The sequence below is a fragment of the Microvirga soli genome, from assembly GCF_016734765.1.
GTDB lineage: Bacteria > Pseudomonadota > Alphaproteobacteria > Rhizobiales > Beijerinckiaceae > Microvirga > Microvirga soli.
Genome location: NZ_JAERQE010000001.1, coordinates 191,784 through 212,149 on the forward strand (window position 1 = coordinate 191,784; position 20,366 = coordinate 212,149).

Sequence of the window (20,366 nt, forward strand, 5' to 3'; positions counted from 1 at the left end):
CGATTGGAAGAGTCCTGCGCTTTTCATGATCGGGATTACCGGCACAAGGCCGGTAATGACGAAGGGAGGCGCAGACCTGCTCACGCGAACCGGCGCATGAAGCGGCGGTCGATAAAATCTTTCAGCCGCCATGCGAGGCGGCCCTCGAAGGCGAGAAAGCGGCCACGTCCGCCGATGGCGCGGCCATCGCCTGTTGCGATCACCAGCAGGTGATCGCGCTGCGGGGTATAGCGTTCCAGAGCTTCGCCCCGAACAGCCCGTCTTAAGTTTTGGGCCAGCACCGGCCCCTGCCGCACGGCGAAGACTCCGGCCTTGGGACGCGGATGCGCGATCATCGTGGCGCAGTCGCCAGCCGCGAAAACCGCCGCGTCGTTCAGGATCTGGAGCGTGGGAGCGATGGCAAGAAACCCGCCTTCGTCCTTGGCCCAATCCGTCGCGGCAAGCACCGGCGGCGGGGCGGCATGGGTCGAGACCAGCACCGCATCGGCCGGGACGCTGCTTCCGCTCGCGAGAATCACGCCATCCTGATCGATGCGAACGGCCGCATCCTCCGCATGGACCGCGATCCTGCGATGCTTGAGCGCCCGCGCAATGCGTTTGCGCATCCCTGCATTGATTTCTGGAGCCTCGGAAGCAGCGATGAGCGAGACCTCGATAGGACCGCTCAGCCGCGCCGCGAAGAAAGCCTGGATCGCGAAGGCGAGGCAGATCCCGGCAGCCCCGCCCCCGACGATGGCGAAGCGGCGAGGGCCGTTGGGTGTGAGAGCTTTCTCTACGAGTCCATCCCACTGCTTCAGCAGGCTGCCGATGGGCTTGACCGCGAGTGCATGCTCCTCCGCTCCGGCAATCCCGGACAGATCCGGCGTGATGCCGATATCGACCGAGAGAATGTCGTAGGCGAGTCCCTCACCGCCCTTCAGCCGCACGCGCCGCGCAGCCCTGTCGAACCCGATAGCCTCATCCAGGATCAGCCTGGCGCCGGCGGCACGGGCGAGGCGCTCCAGGTCGATGTGAATCTCGTCCCTCGTGTAGACGCCTGCCAGGTGCCCCGGCAGCATGCCCGAATAGGGCGTCAGGCTCTCTTTGCTGACCAGGGTCATGGTCAGACCCGGCTCAGGGTTCCGAGCGAAGGCTTCCAGCACCAGAACATGAGCGTGCCCTCCGCCGACCAGGACGAGGTGCTTGCCGGCGCTCTCGATGCTCGATGCCATGGACGTCGTGCTCTCCCGAGGGGACACAAAGGAACAGGGATGTGTTGCACGACACCTACAGCTTTTGGTGGCTTCGTCCATTAGGCTCCCGATCCCGAACGCTCCCAAGGTCGATAGCTCACCGCATGGTCCGCCCCGTTTTCCAGACGGCCAACCCTTCCGCCGATGCCGCCGCCATGCTGCGGCGCCTCGGCTTCGCGACCCTGTTCTTCGCCGTTCCCCTGGCAGCCCTGTTCACGCGGCGCGCCCTCGTGGTGATGGCGCCGCTTGCGGTGATTCTCCTCGTTCTGGCCTCGGTCCTTGATGGCAGCGCGAGGCATGCCCGGGAGAAGATGCTGGCGCTCGCGACCTCCAAGGGCGGGATCGCCGGGCTGGTCCTGCTGTTCTGGGCCGGGCTATCCCTTGCCTGGACCCCGTTTCCGTCCGAGGCGTCGGAGCGGCTGTTCAACATTGCCGGCATGATCCTCATGGGGCTCGGCGGCTATCTGGCCGTGCCAGAGCGCATGCGCGCGGCCAATCTCTATCTCCTGCCCGTCGGCGTGGGATTGGCCGCGGTGATCGGCATTCTCCTGGCGATTCAGGGCGGCAGCCGATTCGACCCCGAGGGCCTGAGCCTCGAGCGCGGCATGCTCATGCTGGCCCTGCTGGTCTGGCCGGCGCTTGCCTGGCTCCATTCCCGCGGCAGGAACCTGGAAGCCGTCGCGCTGGCGCTTGCGGTCGCGGTCGCGGCCCTGCTCACCCGGGAAGGGCTGCCCCTCTACGGGCTTGCGGCCGGAGCCATCGTGTTCGTTCTCACGGCCGCGAGCCCCACGCTCGGCCCGCGCCTGACCGGGATGGTGATGGCGGGGCTCCTGCTGTTCGCGCCGCTCCTGCCCTTCCTCCTCAAGCCCCTTGCGGCGGGCCTCTTCGGCGCAAAGGCTCCCGTGACGGCGAGCCTCGAGGTCTGGCGCCAGATCGTGCTCAGCGAGCCGCTGCGTCTGCTGACAGGACATGGGCTGGAAACGGCGCTCCGCGGCCGCTCCTTCGGGCTGGTTCCCCGGAACGCTCCCTCCACCCTGCTGTTCGAGATCTGGTACGAGCTCGGCCTTGTGGGGGCCGTGGCCGGGAGCCTGCTGCTCTACCGGGCCGTCGTCGGGATCCGGAGCCACCGCGCCACCGTGGCACCCGGCATCATGGCGGCCTTTGCCTGTGCCTATGCGCTCGGCTGCCTCGGCATCGGCACCACGCAGGTCTGGTGGTTCACCGCCCTCGTGGTCCTCGTGCTGATCTTCGTGGCCATCGAACGGGGGCAGTTCCGCACCACCCGCCCCAAGGCCGTCCTGCGCAAGAAGTTCTGAAGCCGATCATCCTGAATTTTGTAACGGTTGACGGAGGCCCCCTGCCTCTGCTTGGCTGAGGGTTCCTGCTTCCCTGCTCGAGGATCCTTCATGCCGATCATCAACCGCGTCGCCGATCTCGCCGATGAAATCACCGTCTGGCGTCGCGACTTCCACGAAAATCCGGAACTCCTGTTCGACGTTCACCGCACCGCCGGGATCGTCGCCGAGAAGCTGAAGAGCTTCGGCTGCGACGAAGTCGTGACCGGCCTCGGGCGGACGGGCGTCGTGGGCGTCATCAAGGGACGCACGAACAATTCGGGCCGCGTGATCGGCCTTCGCGCCGACATGGATGCGCTTCCCATCGAGGAGGCCACGAACGCTCCTCACTCGTCCAAGGTGCCGGGCAAGATGCATGCCTGCGGCCACGACGGACACACCGCCATGCTGCTGGGCGCGGCGAAGTACCTCGCCGAGACGCGCAATTTCGACGGCACGGCCGTGGTGATCTTCCAGCCGGCGGAAGAAGGCGGCGGCGGCGGCAACGAGATGGTGAAGGACGGCCTCATGGAGCGCTTCGGCGTGCAGGAGGTCTACGGCATGCACAACATGCCGGGCATTCCCGTGGGCCAGTTCGCCATCCGGCCCGGCGCCATGATGGCGGCGGCCGACCGCTTCACCATCACCATCGAAGGCAAGGGCGGCCACGCGGCGCGCCCGCATGACTGCATCGACCCGGTGGTGATCTCCGCCCACGTGATCACGGCCCTGCAGACGATCGCCTCCCGCAATGCCGATCCGCTCGAATCGGTCGTGGTGTCCGTCTGCACCGTGAAGGCCGGCGAGGCCTTCAACGTGATCCCGCAGACCGCCATGCTGCTCGGCACCGTGCGCACCCTCTCGCCGGAGGTGCGCGACCTCGCCGAGACCCGCATCCGCGCCATCGTCGAGAACGTGTGCGCGGCCTTCGGGGCGAAGGCCGAGGTCGAATACGACCGAGGCTATCCGGTCACCATGAACGATCCCGACAAGACCGAGTTCATGGCCAGCGTCGCCCGTGCGGTCGGCGGCGAGAACGCGGTCGACACCACCGTGCCGCCGCTGATGGGCGCGGAGGACTTCTCCTACATGCTGGAGCAGCGCCCGGGCGCCTACATCTTCCTCGGCAACGGCAACACGGCGGGCGTCCATCACCCGGCCTACGACTTCAACGACGAGGCAAGCCCCTACGGCGTCTCGCTCTGGGCGAAGATCATCGAATCCGGCATGCCGGCGCGATAATCCGCCCTGCTAAAAATGGCAAACCGCCGCCGGAGATGATCCGGCGGCGGTTTTGTTTCATCTCGCGTCTTTCCTCAGTGCAGGACCATTTCCGTGAACGGATGGACATAGGCCTGCAGCATCACGAGGCCGCCGACGAGGCAGGCGAGCACGATGGAGTGCCAGAACACGAAGCGCAGGATGCTTCCCTCATGGCCGAACCAGTTCGTCGCCGTGGACGCCACGACGATGGATTGCGCATCGATCATCTTGCCCATCACGCCGCCGGACGAGTTCGCCGCCGCCATAAGGATGGGTGACAACCCGAGTTGCTCGGACGTGATCTTCTGCAAGCCGCCGAACAGCACATTCGACGCCGTATCCGACCCCGTCAACGCCACGCCGAGCCAGCCCAGCAAAGTGCCGAAGAACGGATACAGGAAACCTGTTCCGGCGAAGGCGAGGCCGAGCGTTGCATCAACGCCTGAGAAGCGCGTCAGCGTGCCGATGGCCAGCATGGCCGCAATGGTGATGAGCGAGTAGCGCAGCACCCAGATTGTCTCGAACCAGGCCGTGATGAGCCTCAAGGGAGAGAAGCCCATGACGAAGCCAGCGATGATGGCCGCGATCAGCACGCCCGTGCCCGTGTAGGACATGTAGGTGAAGGCGAAGACGGCTGGCTCCGCCGTGGGATTGGCCACGATGGGCGCCACCTTCTGCACCATGTTGTGCAGGCCCGGAATCGGATAGCTCCAGGTGAAGGTCGGATTGACGAGCGCCTTGAACCAGCCGGTGCCCCAGATCGCGACGATCACGGAGAGGATGATCCACGGCACCCAGGCCCGGAATACCTCTCTGCGGTCCGCCCGAGGGGCCATGGTGGGCGTGGCGGCGCCTAGGGGGGCGGGCTGCGTCAGGGTTCCCACCGAATCGTCCCGGGAGCGCAGGGCCGGCGAGGTCCAGATTTCCTTCGGATGCCAGATCCGCATGAAGCCGACGAGGCACGCCATGCAGATCAGCGATGCCCCGATGTCGACGATCCAGGGATTGACGTAGTTCGAGATCAGGAACTGCGGAAGCGCGAATGAGACGCCGCACACCAGGATCGCAGGCCAGATCTGCATCATGCCGCGCAACCCCGCAAACACCGCGATCAGCCAGAACGGCACGATGAGCGAGAAGAACGGCAGCTGACGTCCGATCATGGCGCCGAGAACGTAAGGGTCGAAGCCAGTGACGGAAGCCAGGCCCTGAATCGGCGCTCCGAGGGCCCCGAAGGCGACCGGAGCCGTGTTGGCGATCAGCGAGAGACCGGAGGCCGCCAGCGGCGAGAAGCCGAGCCCGATGAGGATGGCGCCCGTCACGGCAACCGGCGTACCGAAGCCGCCTGCGCCTTCGAAGAAGGCCCCGAAGGCAAAGGCGACAAGCAGCAATTGAAGGCGTCGGTCCGTCGTGAGATCGCCGACCGATTGCTGAAGCGTGGCGAAATACCCCCTCTCCACGGTCAGCCGATAGAGGAAGATGACGTTCAGGATGATCCAGCCGATCGGGAACATGCCGGTTGCCACGCCGAACAGGGCGGCGCGGGTGGCAAGCCCGGCCGGCATGGTGAACAGAAAGACCGAGACCGCAATCGCCGCCAGAAGTGCAGTCACGGCGGCGATATGCGCCTTCACCTTGCCGGAGGCGATCATCCCCAGGAGCAGAACCACCGGAATGGCCGCCGCTATGGTCGACCACGTTGCATTGCCAAATGGATTATAAACTTGGCTCCACATGAGCTTTTCCCCCAAACCTGCCAGCGCGAACTGGCATCGATGGCGTGCGGTCAGGCCGGGGCGGTCTTTCCGCTGTAAGGAGAGCTAAGGCCAAGACTCTTCTTGGCAATACCGGGCGAGCAGACATGGAAAAGGCTGATCTCACATGAGATCAGCCACTGATTGACCCCCTCACTATGTGAGGCGCGATCAATCCTCTCCGTGCGGCAGAGTGAAGGACAGGGTCGCGAAATAGCTTACCTGATCGATCTCGGCATTGCCGGCCGTCTTCTTGATATGGGACACGCCGATCACGTTGAGTCCGTCGTTGCGCACGAACAGCGTCACCTTCCCATCCTGATCCGTCTTGTTGCTCTGGGCATGCCCGTCGTTCACGTAATCGACGTAGAGCGGAACGCCCGCGAGCGGCTTGCCATCGGCAAAGACCTGAATGGGAAGATCGTCGCCCATCTTCAATGTCATCGGATCGGCCAGTGCCACGATCTCGAGGCCCTGGCCGGTTGGTTTCAGTGAAGCACCGCTTTTCAGGATCGTTGTGTTGATCTTGATCGAGTGGCTCGCCGACTGCGCTCCCGGCACCTGGCTTTTCGGCCGGTTGACCGACTTGTCGTCGGGACCTTTCGTCCAGATGCCGTTGTCGAGAATCACGGTCAGGGCGACCGCATCCTGTGCGGGTTCGACCAGGGCGTTCTTGGCCTGATGCAGAACCTTGCTGTCCCGCTTCTCGCCCGAGGCGAGATATGAGACGGCGCTTTTCACCTTCTCCGGCTTGTAGGCATCGTCTCCGGCGCCGTGACCATACACGATGGCGAGATCGCCATGGCGTTGGGCCGTCCAGATGCCATGGGCGTGGGCGGCACTCGTCAGGGCTCCGGCGACGGCCAGGGCAAGCGATAATTGACGCAGCATGCGTTGATGTCTCCTCATAGTCGTAAGCTACGTATAGTATACTATACGCAGAACTTTTGAGCCGCAAGGCTGAGGGGGTTGAGCTTGAAAAAGACAATGAATGCAGAAACTTGCTCCGGCATCGCTGGACGATGGGCGCACAAAATCCACAGGAACCTTCAAGCCCTGCGAATCATCAAACAGCTTGTCCGCTGAACGGGTGGCTCAATCCTTGCTCGAACAGGCGAGCATGCCCTCGAGATCGATGTAGTGCCCTGCTCGATCCCGCTTGGCGGCGAGATAGCTCACGTTCTCCGCCGTGGGGCGGCCGAGCACTCGGTGATCGGAGATCACCTCAAGGCCGGCCTGGGTGAGGGCCGCGATCTTCTCGGGGTTGTTGGTCATCAGCCGGACCTTGCCGACGCCGAGCTCCTTCAGCATGACGGCCGCGAAATCGAACCGGCGCTGATCCGCCTCGAAGCCCAGCACTTCATCGGCGTCGTAGGTGTCGTAGCCCTGCGATTGCAGCTTGTAGGCCCTGATCTTGTTGGCAATCCCGTTCCCGCGCCCCTCCTGATCGAGATAGAGCAGGATGCCGCCTTCATTCTCGGCCATGAAGCGCACGGTGTTGCGCAGCTGGTCGCCGCAATCGCATTTGAGGCTGCCGAAGAGATCGCCCGTCAGACACGCCGAATGCAGACGCACGGACACGGGCTTCGCGAAGTCCGGCTTGCCCACGACGATCGCCACCTGATCGCGCAGGCCCTCGCCGCCGCGGAACACCACGAATTCGCTGGTGGGCGCACCTTCCAGAGGCACGGGTGCGCGGCTGACGATGGGGAGATCCGCCGCCTTGGCGCGCCGGTAGCCTCGGATGGCCTCGCCCGGAACGCGGATCATGGAGGGATCGATCTCGATGCCATCGGCCAGCGGCACCACGATTACGGCCGGCAGGACCAGAGACAGACGGGCGAGTTCCAGCGCCTCCTCGTCGAGGGTATCGGCCGCACGGACCGGGGCGTCGATTCGGCCGTCGATTTTAAGGGCCAGGCTTTCCACACGGGTGCGGTCGACCACGGGCAGCGCCACGCGCCCGGGAGCCTCCCGCTCGAGGCCGAGGCGGCGAAGCCTTGCGGCCGGAAGAACCAGATGGGCATGGGAGCCTGAAACGATCCCGATCTCGGCCGCCCTGGCCTCGTCCAGATCCTCGACGCCGATCACGAGCGCGCTGCCCTTAACGCCGTCGATCACGACGGGACGGGCGCTGCGGAACTCCATGATCGCCCGCTCGACCAAGGTCGTGGCGGGATTGTCGGACAGGCTCAAGGTCAGGCGCATCATCGAAAACTCGGGCAAACAGCCTCACATCTGGCGGAAAATCGGGTATTTCGGGGCCACAAGCCCCTCAAGCCACGCTTTAAGGCTCGGGCGCACCCTAGCACAGGCGCGGCCCGATCTCTAATGCCAGAGATGTGACATCTGCCATGCCGGATCAACAGGCCCCGGTGCAAACGTGACCTGGCTCGACGGCATAGTGGGTCCGCGCTATCTACCAGCCCCGCTTCCGCAGAACACCGGACAACCTCCATGCTCCTTCCCCGGCTCCTTGCCTTCGGCTTCCTCGCTCTTGCCACCACGGCCAGCGCCGCAACGCTCGACGGCTTGGCGGTCGAGGTGACGAACACCAGCGAGCCGGTGCTCTGCGCCGAGAAGGACAATGTAGCGATCAATTTCGCTTCGCCTGACGTGCGGCATTTCCAGATCGAGGCGGTGCATCCGGCCTATATGGGCGCCCTCAAGCAGGATCGCTGGGAGCCGGACTGGACGGCCTGCGAGGACATTTCCGAGGCGACCTCCACCAAGCCGCACCCGACCATGTCGACCCTTTACGAGGACGGCAATGTGCGGATCATGGGCCTGTCCTTCACCGAGTTCTGGCGCCCCAGCGACACCACGGTGACCATCGGCGCACGAGTCGAGCGCAACATCCACCTCCTTCAACTCCTGAAGAAGCGCGGCGACAAGGCCGTGGAGGTGCTGGTGATCTACCCGGGCGACGGCTACTGGCGCATCAAGCCGCTTCCCCCGGAGCACCTGGACTGGACCTCCTACGGTTCGTCCTTCCTGGTGGGTCCGGTGGAGTTCGATCAGCGGCCCGTGGTGAACCTGAAGGACGTTGCCTTCGACCCGGCAGTCATGACCTTCACGCTGACGCTCGCCAAGGGCGGCCGGGCAAGCGTCGTCATGAAGGCGCTCAACGAGGAGCGGATGACCCTCGACGTCTCCTTCGATCAGGCGGTCTCCGGCCTGCCCTTCGCAGGGCTCCGGTCCATGTACGTGACCGAGTTCAACGCGGATGTGGCCCGCGTCGCCGTGCGGGAGGAAGGCGCCCGCTCCTGGCGCGAGGAAATGATCATGAACTTCCAGGGCGGCAAGGCCACCGATGCCTGGATGGGCCGCCTCGTGCCGTCGCGCCACAACACCAGCGCGCCGGACATGATGTTCAACCGTTTCCGCGCGTCGCCAGCCGCTTCCCGCTGAACCGTGCGGAAACGGCTGCCATCGCGCGGCCGTCGATGAGGATGAGCCCGGCCCCGATCAGCGCCATGCCGGCGAAGTGCCGCACAGCCAGCGTCTCGCCGAGAATGAGCACGCCGAGCAGAATGGCGCTCACCGGGATGAGGAAGGTGACGAGCCCCACATTCGTGGCGCCGGCCCGCGCGAGCAGGCGGAAGAAGATCAGGTAGGCAAAGGCCGTGGAGACGAGGCCAAGCGCCACGAGAGAGAGGATGGCCTCGGTGCTGGGCATGGCCAATGTCCAAGGCCGGTCGACGATCAGCGCCACAGGCAGAAGAAGCACGCTCGAGACCGTCACCTGCCCGGCAGCGGTCGCCAGCGGCGGAATGCCCATGGTCTTGAAGCGCCGCCCGAACACGCCGGAAAAGCCGTAGGACAGGGCCGCGCCGAGGATGGCGAGCTGCGCCAGGATGCTTGTGTCCCACGAGGTGAGAGCGGCGGCGCCGATCATCACGGCAACACCGAGAAAGCCCACGATGACGCCGGCGAACTTCTGGCCGGTGAGGTGTTCGTCCGCCGTCAGGTAATGCGCCACGATCACGGTGAAGAGCGGCGTGGTGGCGTTGAGGATCGACGCGAGCCCGCTGGCGATGTGGCTCTGTCCCCAGACGATGAGGGTGAAGGGGATGACGTTGTTGAGAATCGACATGCCCAGGAACGCCCCCCAGGCCTGACGGGTGCGCGGCAGATGAACGCTCACAATGCGCAGCACGATCAGCAGGGCGGCGGCTCCCATCACCACCCGGGACGCCACGATGGTCAGCGGCGGCAATTCCTTCACGGCGATGCCGACGAAGAGAAACGATCCGCCCCAGACGACCGACAGAGCGATCAGAAGCGCCCAATCGGACGCCGTCATGGTTTTATGGATGGGTGCCTGTGTCATGTCCGTGCCCTGCGCTGCTGGATGACACGGATGGCACAGGTCCAACGTTTGAGCGACCCGTTTCCTGCGATCAGGAGAGCTCGTACCATTCGCCATTGCTGCGGCAGGCCAGCATCTCGCCAGTTCGCCGGCTGCCCTTCAACTCCCGCTTCACGATGTGGCAATCCATGCCACCGAACATCTTCTGATCCACGGCCTTGAGCATGACCCTGCCGGAAGCGCCCGTCTGGGGGTTCTGCCAGGCGGCGCTGCTCCCGCCGGCCTGGTCGAGAATCGACAGGATCGCCTGAGCCTCGGCTGGGCGGTCCGCATCTGGGACAAATTGCTCGGCGGCTCGCTGCGCCTGGGCCTGCGCGATGGCGGCGCTCGCCTGCCCCCTCGCGCCTGCCATCGTGCCTGCGATGATGCCGGCGTTGACGGCCTGCTTGGCCAACACGGGCGCCGCGCCGACCAAGCCGACGCCGCCGGTCAAAGCACCGTCGAGGGCAGCTTTTCCAACCGTCTGAGCCATGCTCGACGCCTGATCGGCCATCAGCTTGCCTGTCACCTGGTCGAAGCCCGCTAGATGATTCGGCCCTGCCGTGTTGCCGGCCGCGATATCCCTCAAGCGTGGAGCGAACGCGCTGAAATCCATGGTGGCCGGGTCCGCCTCCGGCTGGGCGCTCTGGGCCATGCTGACCGCCGCACCCGACAGCCCCGTCGGGTCCAAGGCCGTCGCGGCTCCGACGGCGACCGATCCTGCCGTCGATTGGTTGCAGGCGGCCAGGGCGAGGGCCATCACTACAAGGCCTGTCCAGGCTGGGATCTTCATCATGATTCTCTCCGCACGTTTACGCTACGTAGTAACGTATGCAGAGAGCCAGGAAAAGCACGCAGGCTGGCGGCACCGTCGCACTTGTCCACCGGTAAGATCAGGCGGCCATAAAGGTTTGGTTTACGACGATCCGAACGCGTCCGGCATCTTTACCTCGCGTTTATGGCTTAGGGGCGAGCGTCTGGCTCACGATCTCTTCCTTAGTTGCGTCAGTCATGAACCCGCAGATCTCACACGATCCTTCCTACGGTGCCGGCGCCCACCATCAGCCGATGCGCACGATGGTACGGTCGAGCTTCTGCGTGATGCCTCACGATCCGCGGCCGGTGCGGAACGCGAGCTTCATCTTCGGGCGCTCAGATTCGCGCTATCGCCCCCTCCTCAACCAGGAGGAGCGGGACCGGCTGCACATCTGGGCGATGATCGTCGCGCTTTCGACCTCGGCGGCGGGCACCACCCTGCTGCTCACCGCCCTCCTGCATTGAGCGAGAGCATTTTTCGGCGAAGTGGATCCGGTTCGCCGTTAGAAAATGTGGCCCATTCGAGAGGAGAGATGAGTCCACGCAAGTGGAAACAGCTCTAGTTCAGGGGCCAGAACAGCATGATCAGCGGAGTGCCGATTACCACCACGATGATCGAGAGCGGCAGGCCGAGCCGCCAGTAATCGCCGAACCGGTAGCCGCCCGGCCCCATCACCAGGGTGTTGCACTGGTGGCCGATGGGGGTGAGGAAGTCGCAGGCCGCGCCGATTGCCACTGCCATCAGGAACGCATCCGGCTTGAAGCCGAGCTGGCTTGCGAAGCTCGCCGCGATGGGGGCCATCACCAGCACGGTTGCGGCATTGTTGAGGAATGGCGTCACGGCCATGGCCGCCACCATGATGAGCACAAGCGCGCCTGTCGGCGGCAGCATGTTGGCGGCGGATGAGAGCCACCCGGCGATCAGGTCCGTTCCCCCCGTGGTGCGGATCGATTCGCTGACCGGGATCAGCGCACCGAGCATCACGATGATCGGCCACTCGATGGTCTCGTAGGCCTCGCGCAGGGTGAGCGAGCCGAACAGCACCAGCAGGATGCCGGCCCCGAAGAACGCGATGGCAACGGGGAGGATGTTGAAGGCGACCAGCACCATCGTGCCCACCAGGATTAGGGCAGGCAGCAGGCTCCGGCGCGCGCTCCCCAGGCGGATCTCGCGCTCCGCGAGCGGCAGGCAGCCGATGTCGCGTAAGGTGTCCGGCAGCCGCTTCAGATTGCCCTGGAGCACGATCACGTCGCCGGCCCGCAAGGTGATGGTGCGCAGGCGCTCCTTGAAGCGCTCGCCGCTGCGGCTCACGGCGATCAGGTTGACGCCGAAGCGCTCATAGAGGCCGATGCGCTCGGCCGACAGGCCGGTCAGCACGGAGTTGGGCCCGACGATCGCCTCGATGGCGCCGATCTCGTCCGTGGCCTCGTCGGTTTCCGGCTGCCGGTGGTCGCGACTGAGCTTCAATCCGGCCCGGGCGACGGCGCTTTCGAGGGCGTCCGATTCGCCCTCCAGCATGAGCACGTCGTTCTCGCGGATGGTCGCATCCGGAAGCGGGCTCGAGCTGCGGGTCTCGTTGCGGATGATGGACGCGACCTTGACCTCGCCGTTGGCGAGCTTGTGCAGGTCCGCCACCGTCTGGCCGACCACATCGGACTCCGCCGTCACGCGGGCCTCGGTCACGTAATCCTTGATGTCGAGGGCAGCATCGAGCGAAGCAGCCCCTTTGCGGCCATGCGGCAGCAGGCGGTAGCCGAAGGCGAGGAAGAGCACGCCCGCGAGCGCGATGCCAATCCCCACCGGCGTGAAGTCGAACATGCCGAAGGGCTCGCCGAGCAGCTCTTCCCTGACCCGCGACACGATGATGTTGGGCGAGGTGCCCACCAGGGTGACGATGCCGCCCAGCAGCGAGCCGAACGCCATCGGCATGAGGAAGCTCGATGGCGGCGTGTTGGTGCGCCGGGCGATCTGGAACGCCACGGGGATCATCATGGCGAGCGCGCCGATGTTCTTCACGAAGGCGGACAGCACCGTCACTACGGTCACCAGCACGACAACCTGGATCTGCGTGGTGCGCAAATAAGGCCCGACGCGGTTGAGGCCTGCTTCGAGAATGCCCGATTTCGCCACAGCGGCGCTGACCAGGAGGGCGCTGGCCACGATGATGACGATGTCGTCGCTGAAGCCCTCGAAGGCCTTGTCGGCCGGCACGATGCCCACCAGCACGGCCACGAGAAGCGAGAGGACCGCCACGAGATCGTAGCGGAAGCGTCCCCAGACGAAGAGAGCCATCATCCCGGCGACGATGGCGAAGGAAAGCATTTGCTGATGGGTCATGGGGAGCGCGAAGCGAGAGGAACCGGAGTCCTAACGCTCTACGCTTCTATTGGTGCCAAGACTACTGCCCTGAGTTTATTGCCCGAGCACGAGCGCCCAGTAGCGGCCATAGCGGTTGTCGGCATCCGCGCGGGCGAGACCGATCTTGCGGGCCTGGGGCATCAGGAGGTTGCTGTTGTGGCCCGGTGAGGCCTTCCAGCGGCTGATGGCGCCATCGACAGAGTTCTGGCCAGCCGACAGGTTCTCGGCCGAATAGCCGGTGATCCCGTATTGATCCATGCGGCTCACGAAGCTGCCGTGGCTGAGCCGGCCCGCAGCGGCCACGACCCGCGCCTGATGCTCCGCCGCCTTGTTGAGGCGCGAATCCACCGTCACCGGGCTGAGGCCCTTCGACACGCGATAGGCCGAGATGAGGGCCGCCGCCTGGGCGGCATCGTTCGTCGAGCTCGCCAGGACGGTATCGGTCGGCGTCAGGGCGGAATCGCCCGCGCAGCCGGCCAGCCCCAGGGCGATCAAGCCGAGGATGAAAAGAGCACGCATCGCATTCCCCTTCGGGCGGCGTTCAGGCGCCGCTCCTCTTGAAAAAAGGCCGTATGGCGTTCATGTGCAGGGGCCATGAACCCGACGCCGCTCAATGCCATGTTGCAGCGTGAGGGTCCAGATTCCTTGTCCTCCCGCGTCAGCTGACCGCATGCTCCCGTCCCCCACAGCTCCCGAAGTCGCCATCGTCGGCGGCGGCCCCGCCGGCCTGATCGCCGCGGAGGTTCTGGCGCGCGCGGGTCTCAAGGTCACCGTGTACGACCAGATGCCATCCGTCGGCCGCAAGCTGCTCATGGCGGGCCGGGGCGGGTTGAACCTGACCCACTCGGAGGAATTCGAGCGATTCGTCGCCCGCTACGCGCAAGCACTGCCGCAACTCGAGCCCCTGATCCAGGCCTTCGCGCCGGCCGATCTGCGCGCCTGGAGCGAGGGCTTGGGGCAGGAGACCTTCGTGGGCTCGAGCGGACGGGTGTTCCCGAAGGCGTTCAAGGCCTCGCCGCTCCTGCGCGCATGGCTGCGGCGGCTGGATGGGCTCGGCGTGCGCTTTGCCCTGCGCCACCGCTGGCAGGGCTGGGACCATGAGGGCCGTCTGATCTTCACCGATGCGGCGGGCGAGCCGGTGCAGGCCAAGCCCGATACCACTATCCTGGCGCTCGGTGGCGCCAGCTGGCCCCGCCTCGGCTCTGACGGCAGCTGGGCGGACCTATTGGCCCAGCGCGGCATCGCCATTTCACCCCTGCGCCCGGCCAATATGGGCTTCATCTGCCCATGGTCCGAGATCATGCGCAGCCGCTTCGCTGGCGAGCCCCTGAAGCGAATCGCCCTCACCTGCGCGGGCGCCACCGTGAAGGGCGAGGCCATCGTCACGCAGGACGGCATCGAGGGCGGGGCGGTCTACGCCCTGTCGGCCCGCTTGCGTGACACCATCGAGCAGGATGGCAGCGCCCTGCTCCACATCGATCTCCGGCCCGACCTCGCGCATGAGGCCCTGCTGAGGAAGCTCGACACCCCGCGAAAGGGTCAATCCGCCTCCACCTTCCTGCGCAAGGCTGCGGGCCTCAGCCCGGTCGGCATCGCGCTGCTGCGGGAGGCGTCCCCAGCCCTGCCGACGGAGCCCGAGGCCCTCGCTCGGCTCATCAAGGCCGTGCCGTTGAGGCTGACCGGTACGAAATCCCTGGAGCGCGCCATTTCAACCGCCGGCGGCGTGCCGTTTGGCGAACTCGACACGCACCTGATGCTGCGCGGGATGCCAGGCGTGTTCGTGGCCGGCGAGATGCTGGACTGGGAGGCGCCCACCGGCGGCTACCTGCTCCAGGCCACCTTCGCCACCGGCATCGCGGCCGCCCGTGGCGTGCTGGCCTCTCTGAGGATTCCCGATGCCGCATTGACCTTGGAGCCTTCATCGGCCACACGGCAGACGTGATCGATCCGGTTAAAATCCTCCACGACGTGTTCGGCTTCCCCTCCTTCCGCGAAGGCCAGGAGGAGATCGTGCGCGCGGTTTTGGCCGGCGAGGACGTTCTGGCCGTCATGCCCACGGGTGCGGGCAAGTCGCTCTGCTTCCAGCTGCCCACATTGGCCCGGGAAGGTCTGACCCTCGTGGTCTCGCCGCTCATCGCCCTCATGCGCGACCAGGTGGCGGCGCTCCGCCATTTCGGCATCGAAGCGGGCAGCCTCAACTCCGCCAACGACCAGGACGAGAACCGCCGCGTGGTCGATGCGGTGCGCGACCGCCGCATGCGCATCCTCTATGCCTCGCCGGAGCGTCTTGCGAACACCAGCACGACCGAATGGCTCGCCCGCTCGGGCGTCAACCTGCTCGCCATCGACGAGGCGCATTGCGTCTCGCAATGGGGGCACGATTTCCGGCCCGAATACGCCATGCTCGGCGAGGTGCGCCACCGCCTCGGCAACGTGCAGACCATTGCTCTCACCGCGACCGCCGATGTGGCGACGCGCGGCGACATCATGCACCGGCTCTTCGAGGAGGAGCCGCGCCTCTTCATCCACGGCTTCGACCGGCCGAACCTGCGGCTCGCCATGCAGTCGAAGGAGAATTCCAAGCGCCAGCTCTTCGGCTTCCTCGACAAGCACCGTCACGAGAGCGGCATCGTCTATTGTTCCTCCCGCGACGCCACGGAGCGGCTCGCCGATTCGCTGAGCCAGGCGGGCTATCGCGCGCTGCCCTATCACGCGGGCATGCACCAGCAGGACCGGGCCAAGAACCAGGACATCTTCCTGCAGGAGGACGGCGTGGTGATGGTGGCGACCGTCGCGTTCGGCATGGGCATCGACAAGCCCGACGTGCGCTTCGTGGCGCATGCGGCCCTGCCGAAATCCATCGAGGCCTATTACCAGGAGATCGGCCGCGCGGGCCGCGACGGCGCGCCCGCCGACACGCTCACCCTCTACGGCCTCGACGACATGCGCCTGCGCCGCCTGCAGATCGAGGAGAGCGACGCGGCCGACGAGCAGAAGCGCGTCGAGCGCCAGCGCCTCAATGCGCTCGTGGCCCTGTGCGAAGCGCCGCGTTGCCGGCGCCAGACACTGCTCGCCTATTTCGGCGAAACCACCGAGCCCTGCGGCAATTGCGACTTGTGCATCGACGGCGTCATGTCCTTCGACGGCACCATCGAGGCGCAGAAAATTCTCTCGGCAATCGTGCGCACGGGCGAGCGCTTCGGCACCGAGCATCTCATCAGCATCCTGACCGGAGAGGCCACGGATTCGATCCGCCGCTTCGGCCACGACAAGCTCAAGACCTTCGGCGTCGGAGGCGACCGCTCGAAGCAGGAATGGCGATCCCTGCTGCGGCAGATCTACGCCGCCGGCCTGATCAGCCTTGAGCTTGCCGAATACGGCCGCTGGACCCTCACCGACAGAGGCGTTGCCGTGCTCAAGGGCCAGGAGAAGATCGAGCTGCGCTCCGACGTGCTGATGAAGCCGGCCGAGCGCCGCCGCCGGCGCGGCCGGATGGAAGCGGAATCCGTGGTACCGTCCGACGATCCGCTGCTTCTCGACCTCAAGGGCCTGCGCACGAAGCTCGCCAAGGAAGAGGGCGTGCCAGCCTACGTGATCTTCTCCGACCGCAGCCTCATCGACATGGCGGCCAAGCGCCCGGTGACCGTGCGCGCCTTCGGCGAGATCCACGGTGTGGGACAGGCGAAGCTCGACCGCTATGCGGATGCGTTTCTCGAGGTGCTGAAGGCGCACGCGGGTTAAGATCAGGCACATACCGTCATCCCGGACGGCGCAGGCGATCCGGGATCGTTGTCAGGATGTGGCGCGATTTCCCTCCCCCTTGTGGGGAGGGGTGGCTGCAAAGCAGCCGGGGTGGGGGTGTAAGCGCAGGACTGGACCAGCGCGGCGTTCACACCCCCACCTCCAACTCCTCCCCACAAGGGGGAGGAGGGCCAGTAGCGCTACACCCGTCTCACGATCCCGGGTTCTGCTGCGCAGCCCCGGGATGACGCTAGATGGTCACACCTCTACCCACCGCCCCTCATGAGCGCTGCGCGCCATCGCATCCACCGTGCGCTCGATACGGATGCCGTCGTCGAACGTGATCAGATGCGCGGCCTCGCCGTCGATGCGTCGGATCAGCTCGCGGCACTCGATGATCTTCAGGTCGTTGAAGCCAAGCCCGTGGCCCGGCGCCGGGATGAACTTGTCGTAGGGCGGATGCTGCGGCCCGGTGAGAATGGTGCGGAAGCCCCGGGTCTCCTTGGCTCCATCCACAGTGTAGAGCTGCACCTCGTTCATGCGCTCCTGGTCGTACACGATGGTGCCTTTGGAACCGAAGAGCTGCACGGCAATGCGTCCTTTGCGGCCCCAGGCGGAGCGGTTGAGCGCAATCACCCCGGATGCGCCGCTCGTTAGTTCGATCAGGGTTGTGGCGATATCGTAGGTCTCGACCGCACGACGCCCGCCGCTCTGCACCGGCCGGTCCGCATAGGGCTTCGCCATGTGGCCGCACACGCGCCGCACGCCGCCGAACAGCGTCCAAATCAAGCTCAGGGCGTGGACGCCGAAATCGTCGAGCGCACCATGGCCCGATGTGGCCTCGCTCTTCCAGTAGAAGAGCGCCTCCGGATCCGCCATGAAGTCCTCATCCATCTCAAGGCGCACATGATTGACCTCACCGATCCGACCCTCGTCGAGGAGTTTTTGGATCAGCCGGATGACCGGATTCTGGATATAGTTGTAGCCGAGCGCCGCTACCTTACCGGACGCGTGGGCCGCAGCCAGCATCCGCTCCGCATCCTCCAAACGCGTCGCCATGGGCTTCTCGCACCACACATGCTTGCCCGCCTCCAGCGCCGCAATCGCCATCTCAGGATGGAACGCGTTGGGCGTCGTGATCGACACCACGTCCACGGCGGGATCGTTCACGAGGGTGCGCCAGTCGCCGGTGGCGCGGGCAAAGCCGAGTTCGCGTGCTTTTGTCTCAGCCAAGTCCTGCGAGTGCTCAGCCAGCACCGCAAGGCGCGGCCGCGCCGCATCCCCGAACACCGCCGCAACCGCATTCCAGGCCAGTGCGTGGCACTTGCCCATGTAGCCCGTGCCGATGAGGCCGATGTTGAGTGGCATCATGCGTCATGCTCCTGAAACGAGAGACGGCTTGCTTTCATTTTGGGGCGAACTCCTCACGTCATGGCCGGCCTTGTGCGGGCCATCCCGATTGGAAGAGCGCGGCGCTTCACCTTATCGGGATCACCGGCACAAGGCCGGTGATGACGTGCAGGGGAATGGATGAGAAAATTGCATCACACCATCCCGCCAAGTTCCGCCGACACCGCCTGCAATTCCTTGCCGCCGGCCATCAGGTTCTGCAGCTCGTCGATCTGGATTTCGGACTTCGCGTAGGTTCCGAGCGTCTTGCCCCGGTTGAGCACGGTGAAGCGGTCGCCCACCGCATAGGCATGGCGCACGTTGTGGGTGATGAAGATCACGCCCAGACCTTTCTGGCGCACCTGATGGATGTATTTCAGCACCATGGAGGTCTGTGCCACGCCGAGCGCCGAGGTGGGCTCGTCGAGGATCAGCACCTTGGCACCGAAATAGACCGCGCGGGCAATCGCCACGCATTGGCGCTCGCCGCCCGAGAGCGTGCCGACCGCCTGGTGCGGATCGCGCACGTCGATGCCGATCTTGTGCATCTCCTCGCGGGTGACCTCGTCGCAATGATCGAAGTCCACCCGGCGGAACGGCCAGACGCCCTTCACCGGCTCGCGGCCCATGAAGAAGTTGCGCGTGACCGACATGAGCGGGATCATCGCGAGATCCTGATAGACCGTGGCAATCCCCGCGTCGAGCGCCTCGCGCGGGCTGGAGAAGCTCACAGGCTTGCCCTCGACCAGGAAGTCGCCCGAGGTGGGGCGATGAACGCCGGCGAGCGTCTTGATCAGCGTCGACTTGCCGGCGCCGTTGTCGCCGAGCAGGCACATGACCTCGCCGCGATGAACGTTGAGCGACACGCCCGAGAGCGCGATCACAGAACCGAAATGCTTGACGAGGTTGCGGATCTCGATGAGCGGAACTTGGCTTTCCATCAGCGCTCTCCCGTCACCTTGCGGCGGATGAAGTTGTTGAACAGCACCGCGAGCAGCAGCATGGCGCCCAGAAACACCTGGAACCAGTCGGAATCGAAGCGCGTGTAGGTGAGACCGATGGACACCATGCCGAAGATGATGGCGCCGAAAAATGCCCCGATGGCCGAGCCGTAGCCGCCGGTGAGCAGGCAGCCGCCGATCACCGCCGCGATGATGGCCTCGAACTCCTTCTGGAAGCCGCGCCGCGCATCCGTCGAGCCCGCATCGAGCACGGTGAGAATGGCCACCAGCGCGGCCGCCGCCGCCGTGAACATGAACAGGCCGGTCTTGACCCGGTCCACCGGCACGCCGGAATTGCGCGCCGCATTCGGGTCGCCGCCCGCCGCAAAAATCCAGTTGCCGACGCGCGTGCGCAGGAGGATCCAGGTTGCCAAAAGGGCAAAGCCCACGAACCAGACAATGGAGACCGGAACGCCCGTGACCGTGGGGGTGCCATTCGGGAATTTGCCGATGAGGTCGTTGGCGGCCAACCAGGCGAAGACACCTTCGAGCGCGTTGCCCGAGAACAACTCTCGCACGAGTCCCTCACCGGCCTGATCGCCGATGCCGCGCATCTGGGTCGAGCCGCCGGTGGCCCATTTGAGACCCACCAGCGAGAGCCCGCGCAGGATGAACAGGAAGGCCAGCGTGACGATGAAGGAAGGCAGCCGCGTGCGGATGACGAGCTGGCCGTTCAGGCCGCCGAGCACGGCGGCGATGACCAGAGTGGCGACAATCGCCAGCAGCAGCGGCCATCCGCTTAAGGTAATGAAGGCGCCGAAGATGAGGCCGGTGAAGGCCACCATGGAGCCGATGGACAAGTCGAACTCCCCGCCGATCATCAAGAGCGCCGCCGCGATGGCGAGAATCCCGAGCTGCGCTGCGGGCGAGAGGATGTTCATGATGCCGGCGAGCGTGAACATGGACGCATCGGCCGTGGAGGCAAAGAAGATCGCAACCAGGATGAGACCGGCCAGCGCCCCGAGTTCGGGGCGCCGCATGATCTTGGTCACAAGGGAGACCTCCCGCAGCCGCTCGTCCTGGATCTTCTTGACGGCGGGAGCCGGAGACAGGTCTGCGGTCGGCTGAGTGGTGTTCACCATGAGCGCCTCCCCAATGAATGCATGAAAAATGAAAAGCCCGCGGT

Annotated in this window: 17 protein-coding genes; 6 read left to right on the forward strand and 11 right to left on the reverse strand. The window is 65.4% G+C overall.

What is annotated here, in order from left to right; translation table 11 throughout:
- Positions 1-80: 80 nt before the first annotated feature.
- Positions 81-1,211 carry a slr1591 family oxidoreductase gene (locus JKL45_RS00835; protein WP_201859217.1) on the reverse strand — a complete coding sequence of 377 codons (1,131 nt, stop codon included), beginning with the start codon at positions 1,209-1,211 and terminating at the stop codon, positions 81-83.
- A gap of 125 nt (positions 1,212-1,336) precedes the next feature.
- Between JKL45_RS00835 and JKL45_RS00840 the strand changes: the two genes are divergently transcribed.
- Together JKL45_RS00840 and JKL45_RS00845 are read left to right on the forward strand one after the other, a co-directional pair.
- Positions 1,337-2,548, forward strand: a complete 1,212-nt coding sequence (locus JKL45_RS00840) for a peptide ABC transporter permease (protein WP_201859218.1) — start codon at positions 1,337-1,339, stop codon at positions 2,546-2,548.
- Between the two features lie 90 nt (positions 2,549-2,638).
- Positions 2,639-3,808, forward strand: coding sequence for a M20 aminoacylase family protein (locus JKL45_RS00845; RefSeq protein ID WP_201859219.1), 1,170 nt, complete (start codon positions 2,639-2,641; stop codon positions 3,806-3,808).
- Between the two features lie 74 nt (positions 3,809-3,882).
- Here the strand turns inward: JKL45_RS00845 and JKL45_RS00850 are convergent, their stop codons facing one another.
- From JKL45_RS00850 to ribA, 3 genes are all read right to left on the reverse strand, one after another.
- Positions 3,883-5,565: an L-lactate permease gene (locus JKL45_RS00850; protein ID WP_201859220.1), complete on the reverse strand. Its 1,683-nt coding sequence runs from the start codon at positions 5,563-5,565 to the stop codon at positions 3,883-3,885.
- A gap of 189 nt (positions 5,566-5,754) precedes the next feature.
- Positions 5,755-6,474 carry a DUF4198 domain-containing protein gene (locus tag JKL45_RS00855; protein WP_201859221.1) on the reverse strand — a complete coding sequence of 240 codons (720 nt, stop codon included), beginning with the start codon at positions 6,472-6,474 and terminating at the stop codon, positions 5,755-5,757.
- Positions 6,475-6,678: 204 nt separating this feature from the next.
- Positions 6,679-7,791 (reverse strand): GTP cyclohydrolase II RibA, encoded by a 1,113-nt coding sequence (gene ribA, locus JKL45_RS00860; RefSeq protein WP_201859394.1) that lies wholly within the window; start codon positions 7,789-7,791, stop codon positions 6,679-6,681.
- 249 nt (positions 7,792-8,040) lie between these two features.
- Here ribA and JKL45_RS00865 point away from each other — a divergent pair, with 249 nt between their 5' ends.
- Positions 8,041-8,994: a hypothetical protein gene (locus JKL45_RS00865; RefSeq protein ID WP_201859222.1), complete on the forward strand. Its 954-nt coding sequence runs from the start codon at positions 8,041-8,043 to the stop codon at positions 8,992-8,994.
- Here JKL45_RS00865 and JKL45_RS00870 read toward each other — a convergent pair.
- Both JKL45_RS00870 and JKL45_RS00875 read right to left on the reverse strand, forming a co-directional pair.
- Entirely contained in the window at positions 8,957-9,916 is a 960-nt protein-coding gene (locus JKL45_RS00870; protein WP_246498203.1) for a DMT family transporter, read from the reverse strand. The genes JKL45_RS00865 and JKL45_RS00870 overlap by 38 nt on opposite strands.
- Before the next feature lie 70 nt (positions 9,917-9,986).
- A complete protein-coding gene (locus JKL45_RS00875) occupies positions 9,987-10,730 on the reverse strand; it encodes a hypothetical protein (RefSeq protein ID WP_201859223.1) in 744 nt (247 codons plus the stop codon).
- A gap of 215 nt (positions 10,731-10,945) precedes the next feature.
- Here JKL45_RS00875 and JKL45_RS00880 point away from each other — a divergent pair, with 215 nt between their 5' ends.
- Positions 10,946-11,215 (forward strand): hypothetical protein, encoded by a 270-nt coding sequence (locus tag JKL45_RS00880; protein ID WP_201859224.1) that lies wholly within the window; start codon positions 10,946-10,948, stop codon positions 11,213-11,215.
- Positions 11,216-11,309: 94 nt separating this feature from the next.
- Here the strand turns inward: JKL45_RS00880 and JKL45_RS00885 are convergent, their stop codons facing one another.
- The gene (locus tag JKL45_RS00885) at positions 11,310-13,088 is read right to left on the reverse strand and encodes an SLC13 family permease (RefSeq protein ID WP_201859225.1); all 1,779 of its coding nucleotides are present in this window, start codon (positions 13,086-13,088) and stop codon (positions 11,310-11,312) included.
- A gap of 75 nt (positions 13,089-13,163) precedes the next feature.
- The gene (locus JKL45_RS00890) at positions 13,164-13,628 is read right to left on the reverse strand and encodes a CAP domain-containing protein (RefSeq protein ID WP_201859226.1); all 465 of its coding nucleotides are present in this window, start codon (positions 13,626-13,628) and stop codon (positions 13,164-13,166) included.
- 151 nt (positions 13,629-13,779) lie between these two features.
- Between JKL45_RS00890 and JKL45_RS00895 the strand changes: the two genes are divergently transcribed.
- Positions 13,780-15,051: a BaiN/RdsA family NAD(P)/FAD-dependent oxidoreductase gene (locus tag JKL45_RS00895; protein WP_201859227.1), complete on the forward strand. Its 1,272-nt coding sequence runs from the start codon at positions 13,780-13,782 to the stop codon at positions 15,049-15,051.
- Entirely contained in the window at positions 15,048-16,850 is a 1,803-nt protein-coding gene (gene recQ, locus JKL45_RS00900; protein ID WP_201859228.1) for a DNA helicase RecQ, read from the forward strand. The genes JKL45_RS00895 and recQ overlap by 4 nt, the downstream gene beginning before the upstream one ends.
- A gap of 258 nt (positions 16,851-17,108) precedes the next feature.
- Here the strand turns inward: recQ and JKL45_RS00905 are convergent, their stop codons facing one another.
- The 3 genes from JKL45_RS00905 to JKL45_RS00915 form a co-directional block, all read right to left on the reverse strand.
- Positions 17,109-18,221: a Gfo/Idh/MocA family protein gene (locus tag JKL45_RS00905; protein ID WP_201859229.1), complete on the reverse strand. Its 1,113-nt coding sequence runs from the start codon at positions 18,219-18,221 to the stop codon at positions 17,109-17,111.
- 173 nt (positions 18,222-18,394) lie between these two features.
- Entirely contained in the window at positions 18,395-19,180 is a 786-nt protein-coding gene (locus JKL45_RS00910; RefSeq protein WP_201859230.1) for an ATP-binding cassette domain-containing protein, read from the reverse strand.
- Positions 19,180-20,322, reverse strand: coding sequence for an ABC transporter permease (locus JKL45_RS00915; RefSeq protein WP_246498204.1), 1,143 nt, complete (start codon positions 20,320-20,322; stop codon positions 19,180-19,182). Before JKL45_RS00915 ends, JKL45_RS00910 begins: the two co-directional genes overlap by 1 nt.
- Positions 20,323-20,366 lie beyond the last annotated feature (44 nt).

Coding starts and splice junctions, on each gene's coding strand:
- JKL45_RS00845 (WP_201859219.1), top strand. CDS start 2,639: ATGCCGATCATCAACCGCGTCGCCGATCTCGCCGATGAAATCACCGTC.
- JKL45_RS00835 (WP_201859217.1), bottom strand. CDS start 1,211: ATGGCATCGAGCATCGAGAGCGCCGGCAAGCACCTCGTCCTGGTCGGC.
- JKL45_RS00870 (WP_246498203.1), bottom strand. CDS start 9,916: ATGACACAGGCACCCATCCATAAAACCATGACGGCGTCCGATTGGGCG.
- JKL45_RS00890 (WP_201859226.1), bottom strand. CDS start 13,628: ATGCGTGCTCTTTTCATCCTCGGCTTGATCGCCCTGGGGCTGGCCGGC.
- JKL45_RS00885 (WP_201859225.1), bottom strand. CDS start 13,088: ATGACCCATCAGCAAATGCTTTCCTTCGCCATCGTCGCCGGGATGATG.
- JKL45_RS00865 (WP_201859222.1), top strand. CDS start 8,041: ATGCTCCTTCCCCGGCTCCTTGCCTTCGGCTTCCTCGCTCTTGCCACC.
- JKL45_RS00880 (WP_201859224.1), top strand. CDS start 10,946: ATGAACCCGCAGATCTCACACGATCCTTCCTACGGTGCCGGCGCCCAC.
- JKL45_RS00840 (WP_201859218.1), top strand. CDS start 1,337: ATGGTCCGCCCCGTTTTCCAGACGGCCAACCCTTCCGCCGATGCCGCC.
- JKL45_RS00850 (WP_201859220.1), bottom strand. CDS start 5,565: ATGTGGAGCCAAGTTTATAATCCATTTGGCAATGCAACGTGGTCGACC.
- JKL45_RS00875 (WP_201859223.1), bottom strand. CDS start 10,730: ATGATGAAGATCCCAGCCTGGACAGGCCTTGTAGTGATGGCCCTCGCC.
- ribA (WP_201859394.1), bottom strand. CDS start 7,791: ATGCGCCTGACCTTGAGCCTGTCCGACAATCCCGCCACGACCTTGGTC.
- JKL45_RS00895 (WP_201859227.1), top strand. CDS start 13,780: ATGCTCCCGTCCCCCACAGCTCCCGAAGTCGCCATCGTCGGCGGCGGC.
- JKL45_RS00910 (WP_201859230.1), bottom strand. CDS start 19,180: ATGGAAAGCCAAGTTCCGCTCATCGAGATCCGCAACCTCGTCAAGCAT.
- JKL45_RS00855 (WP_201859221.1), bottom strand. CDS start 6,474: ATGCTGCGTCAATTATCGCTTGCCCTGGCCGTCGCCGGAGCCCTGACG.
- JKL45_RS00905 (WP_201859229.1), bottom strand. CDS start 18,221: ATGATGCCACTCAACATCGGCCTCATCGGCACGGGCTACATGGGCAAG.
- JKL45_RS00915 (WP_246498204.1), bottom strand. CDS start 20,322: ATGGTGAACACCACTCAGCCGACCGCAGACCTGTCTCCGGCTCCCGCC.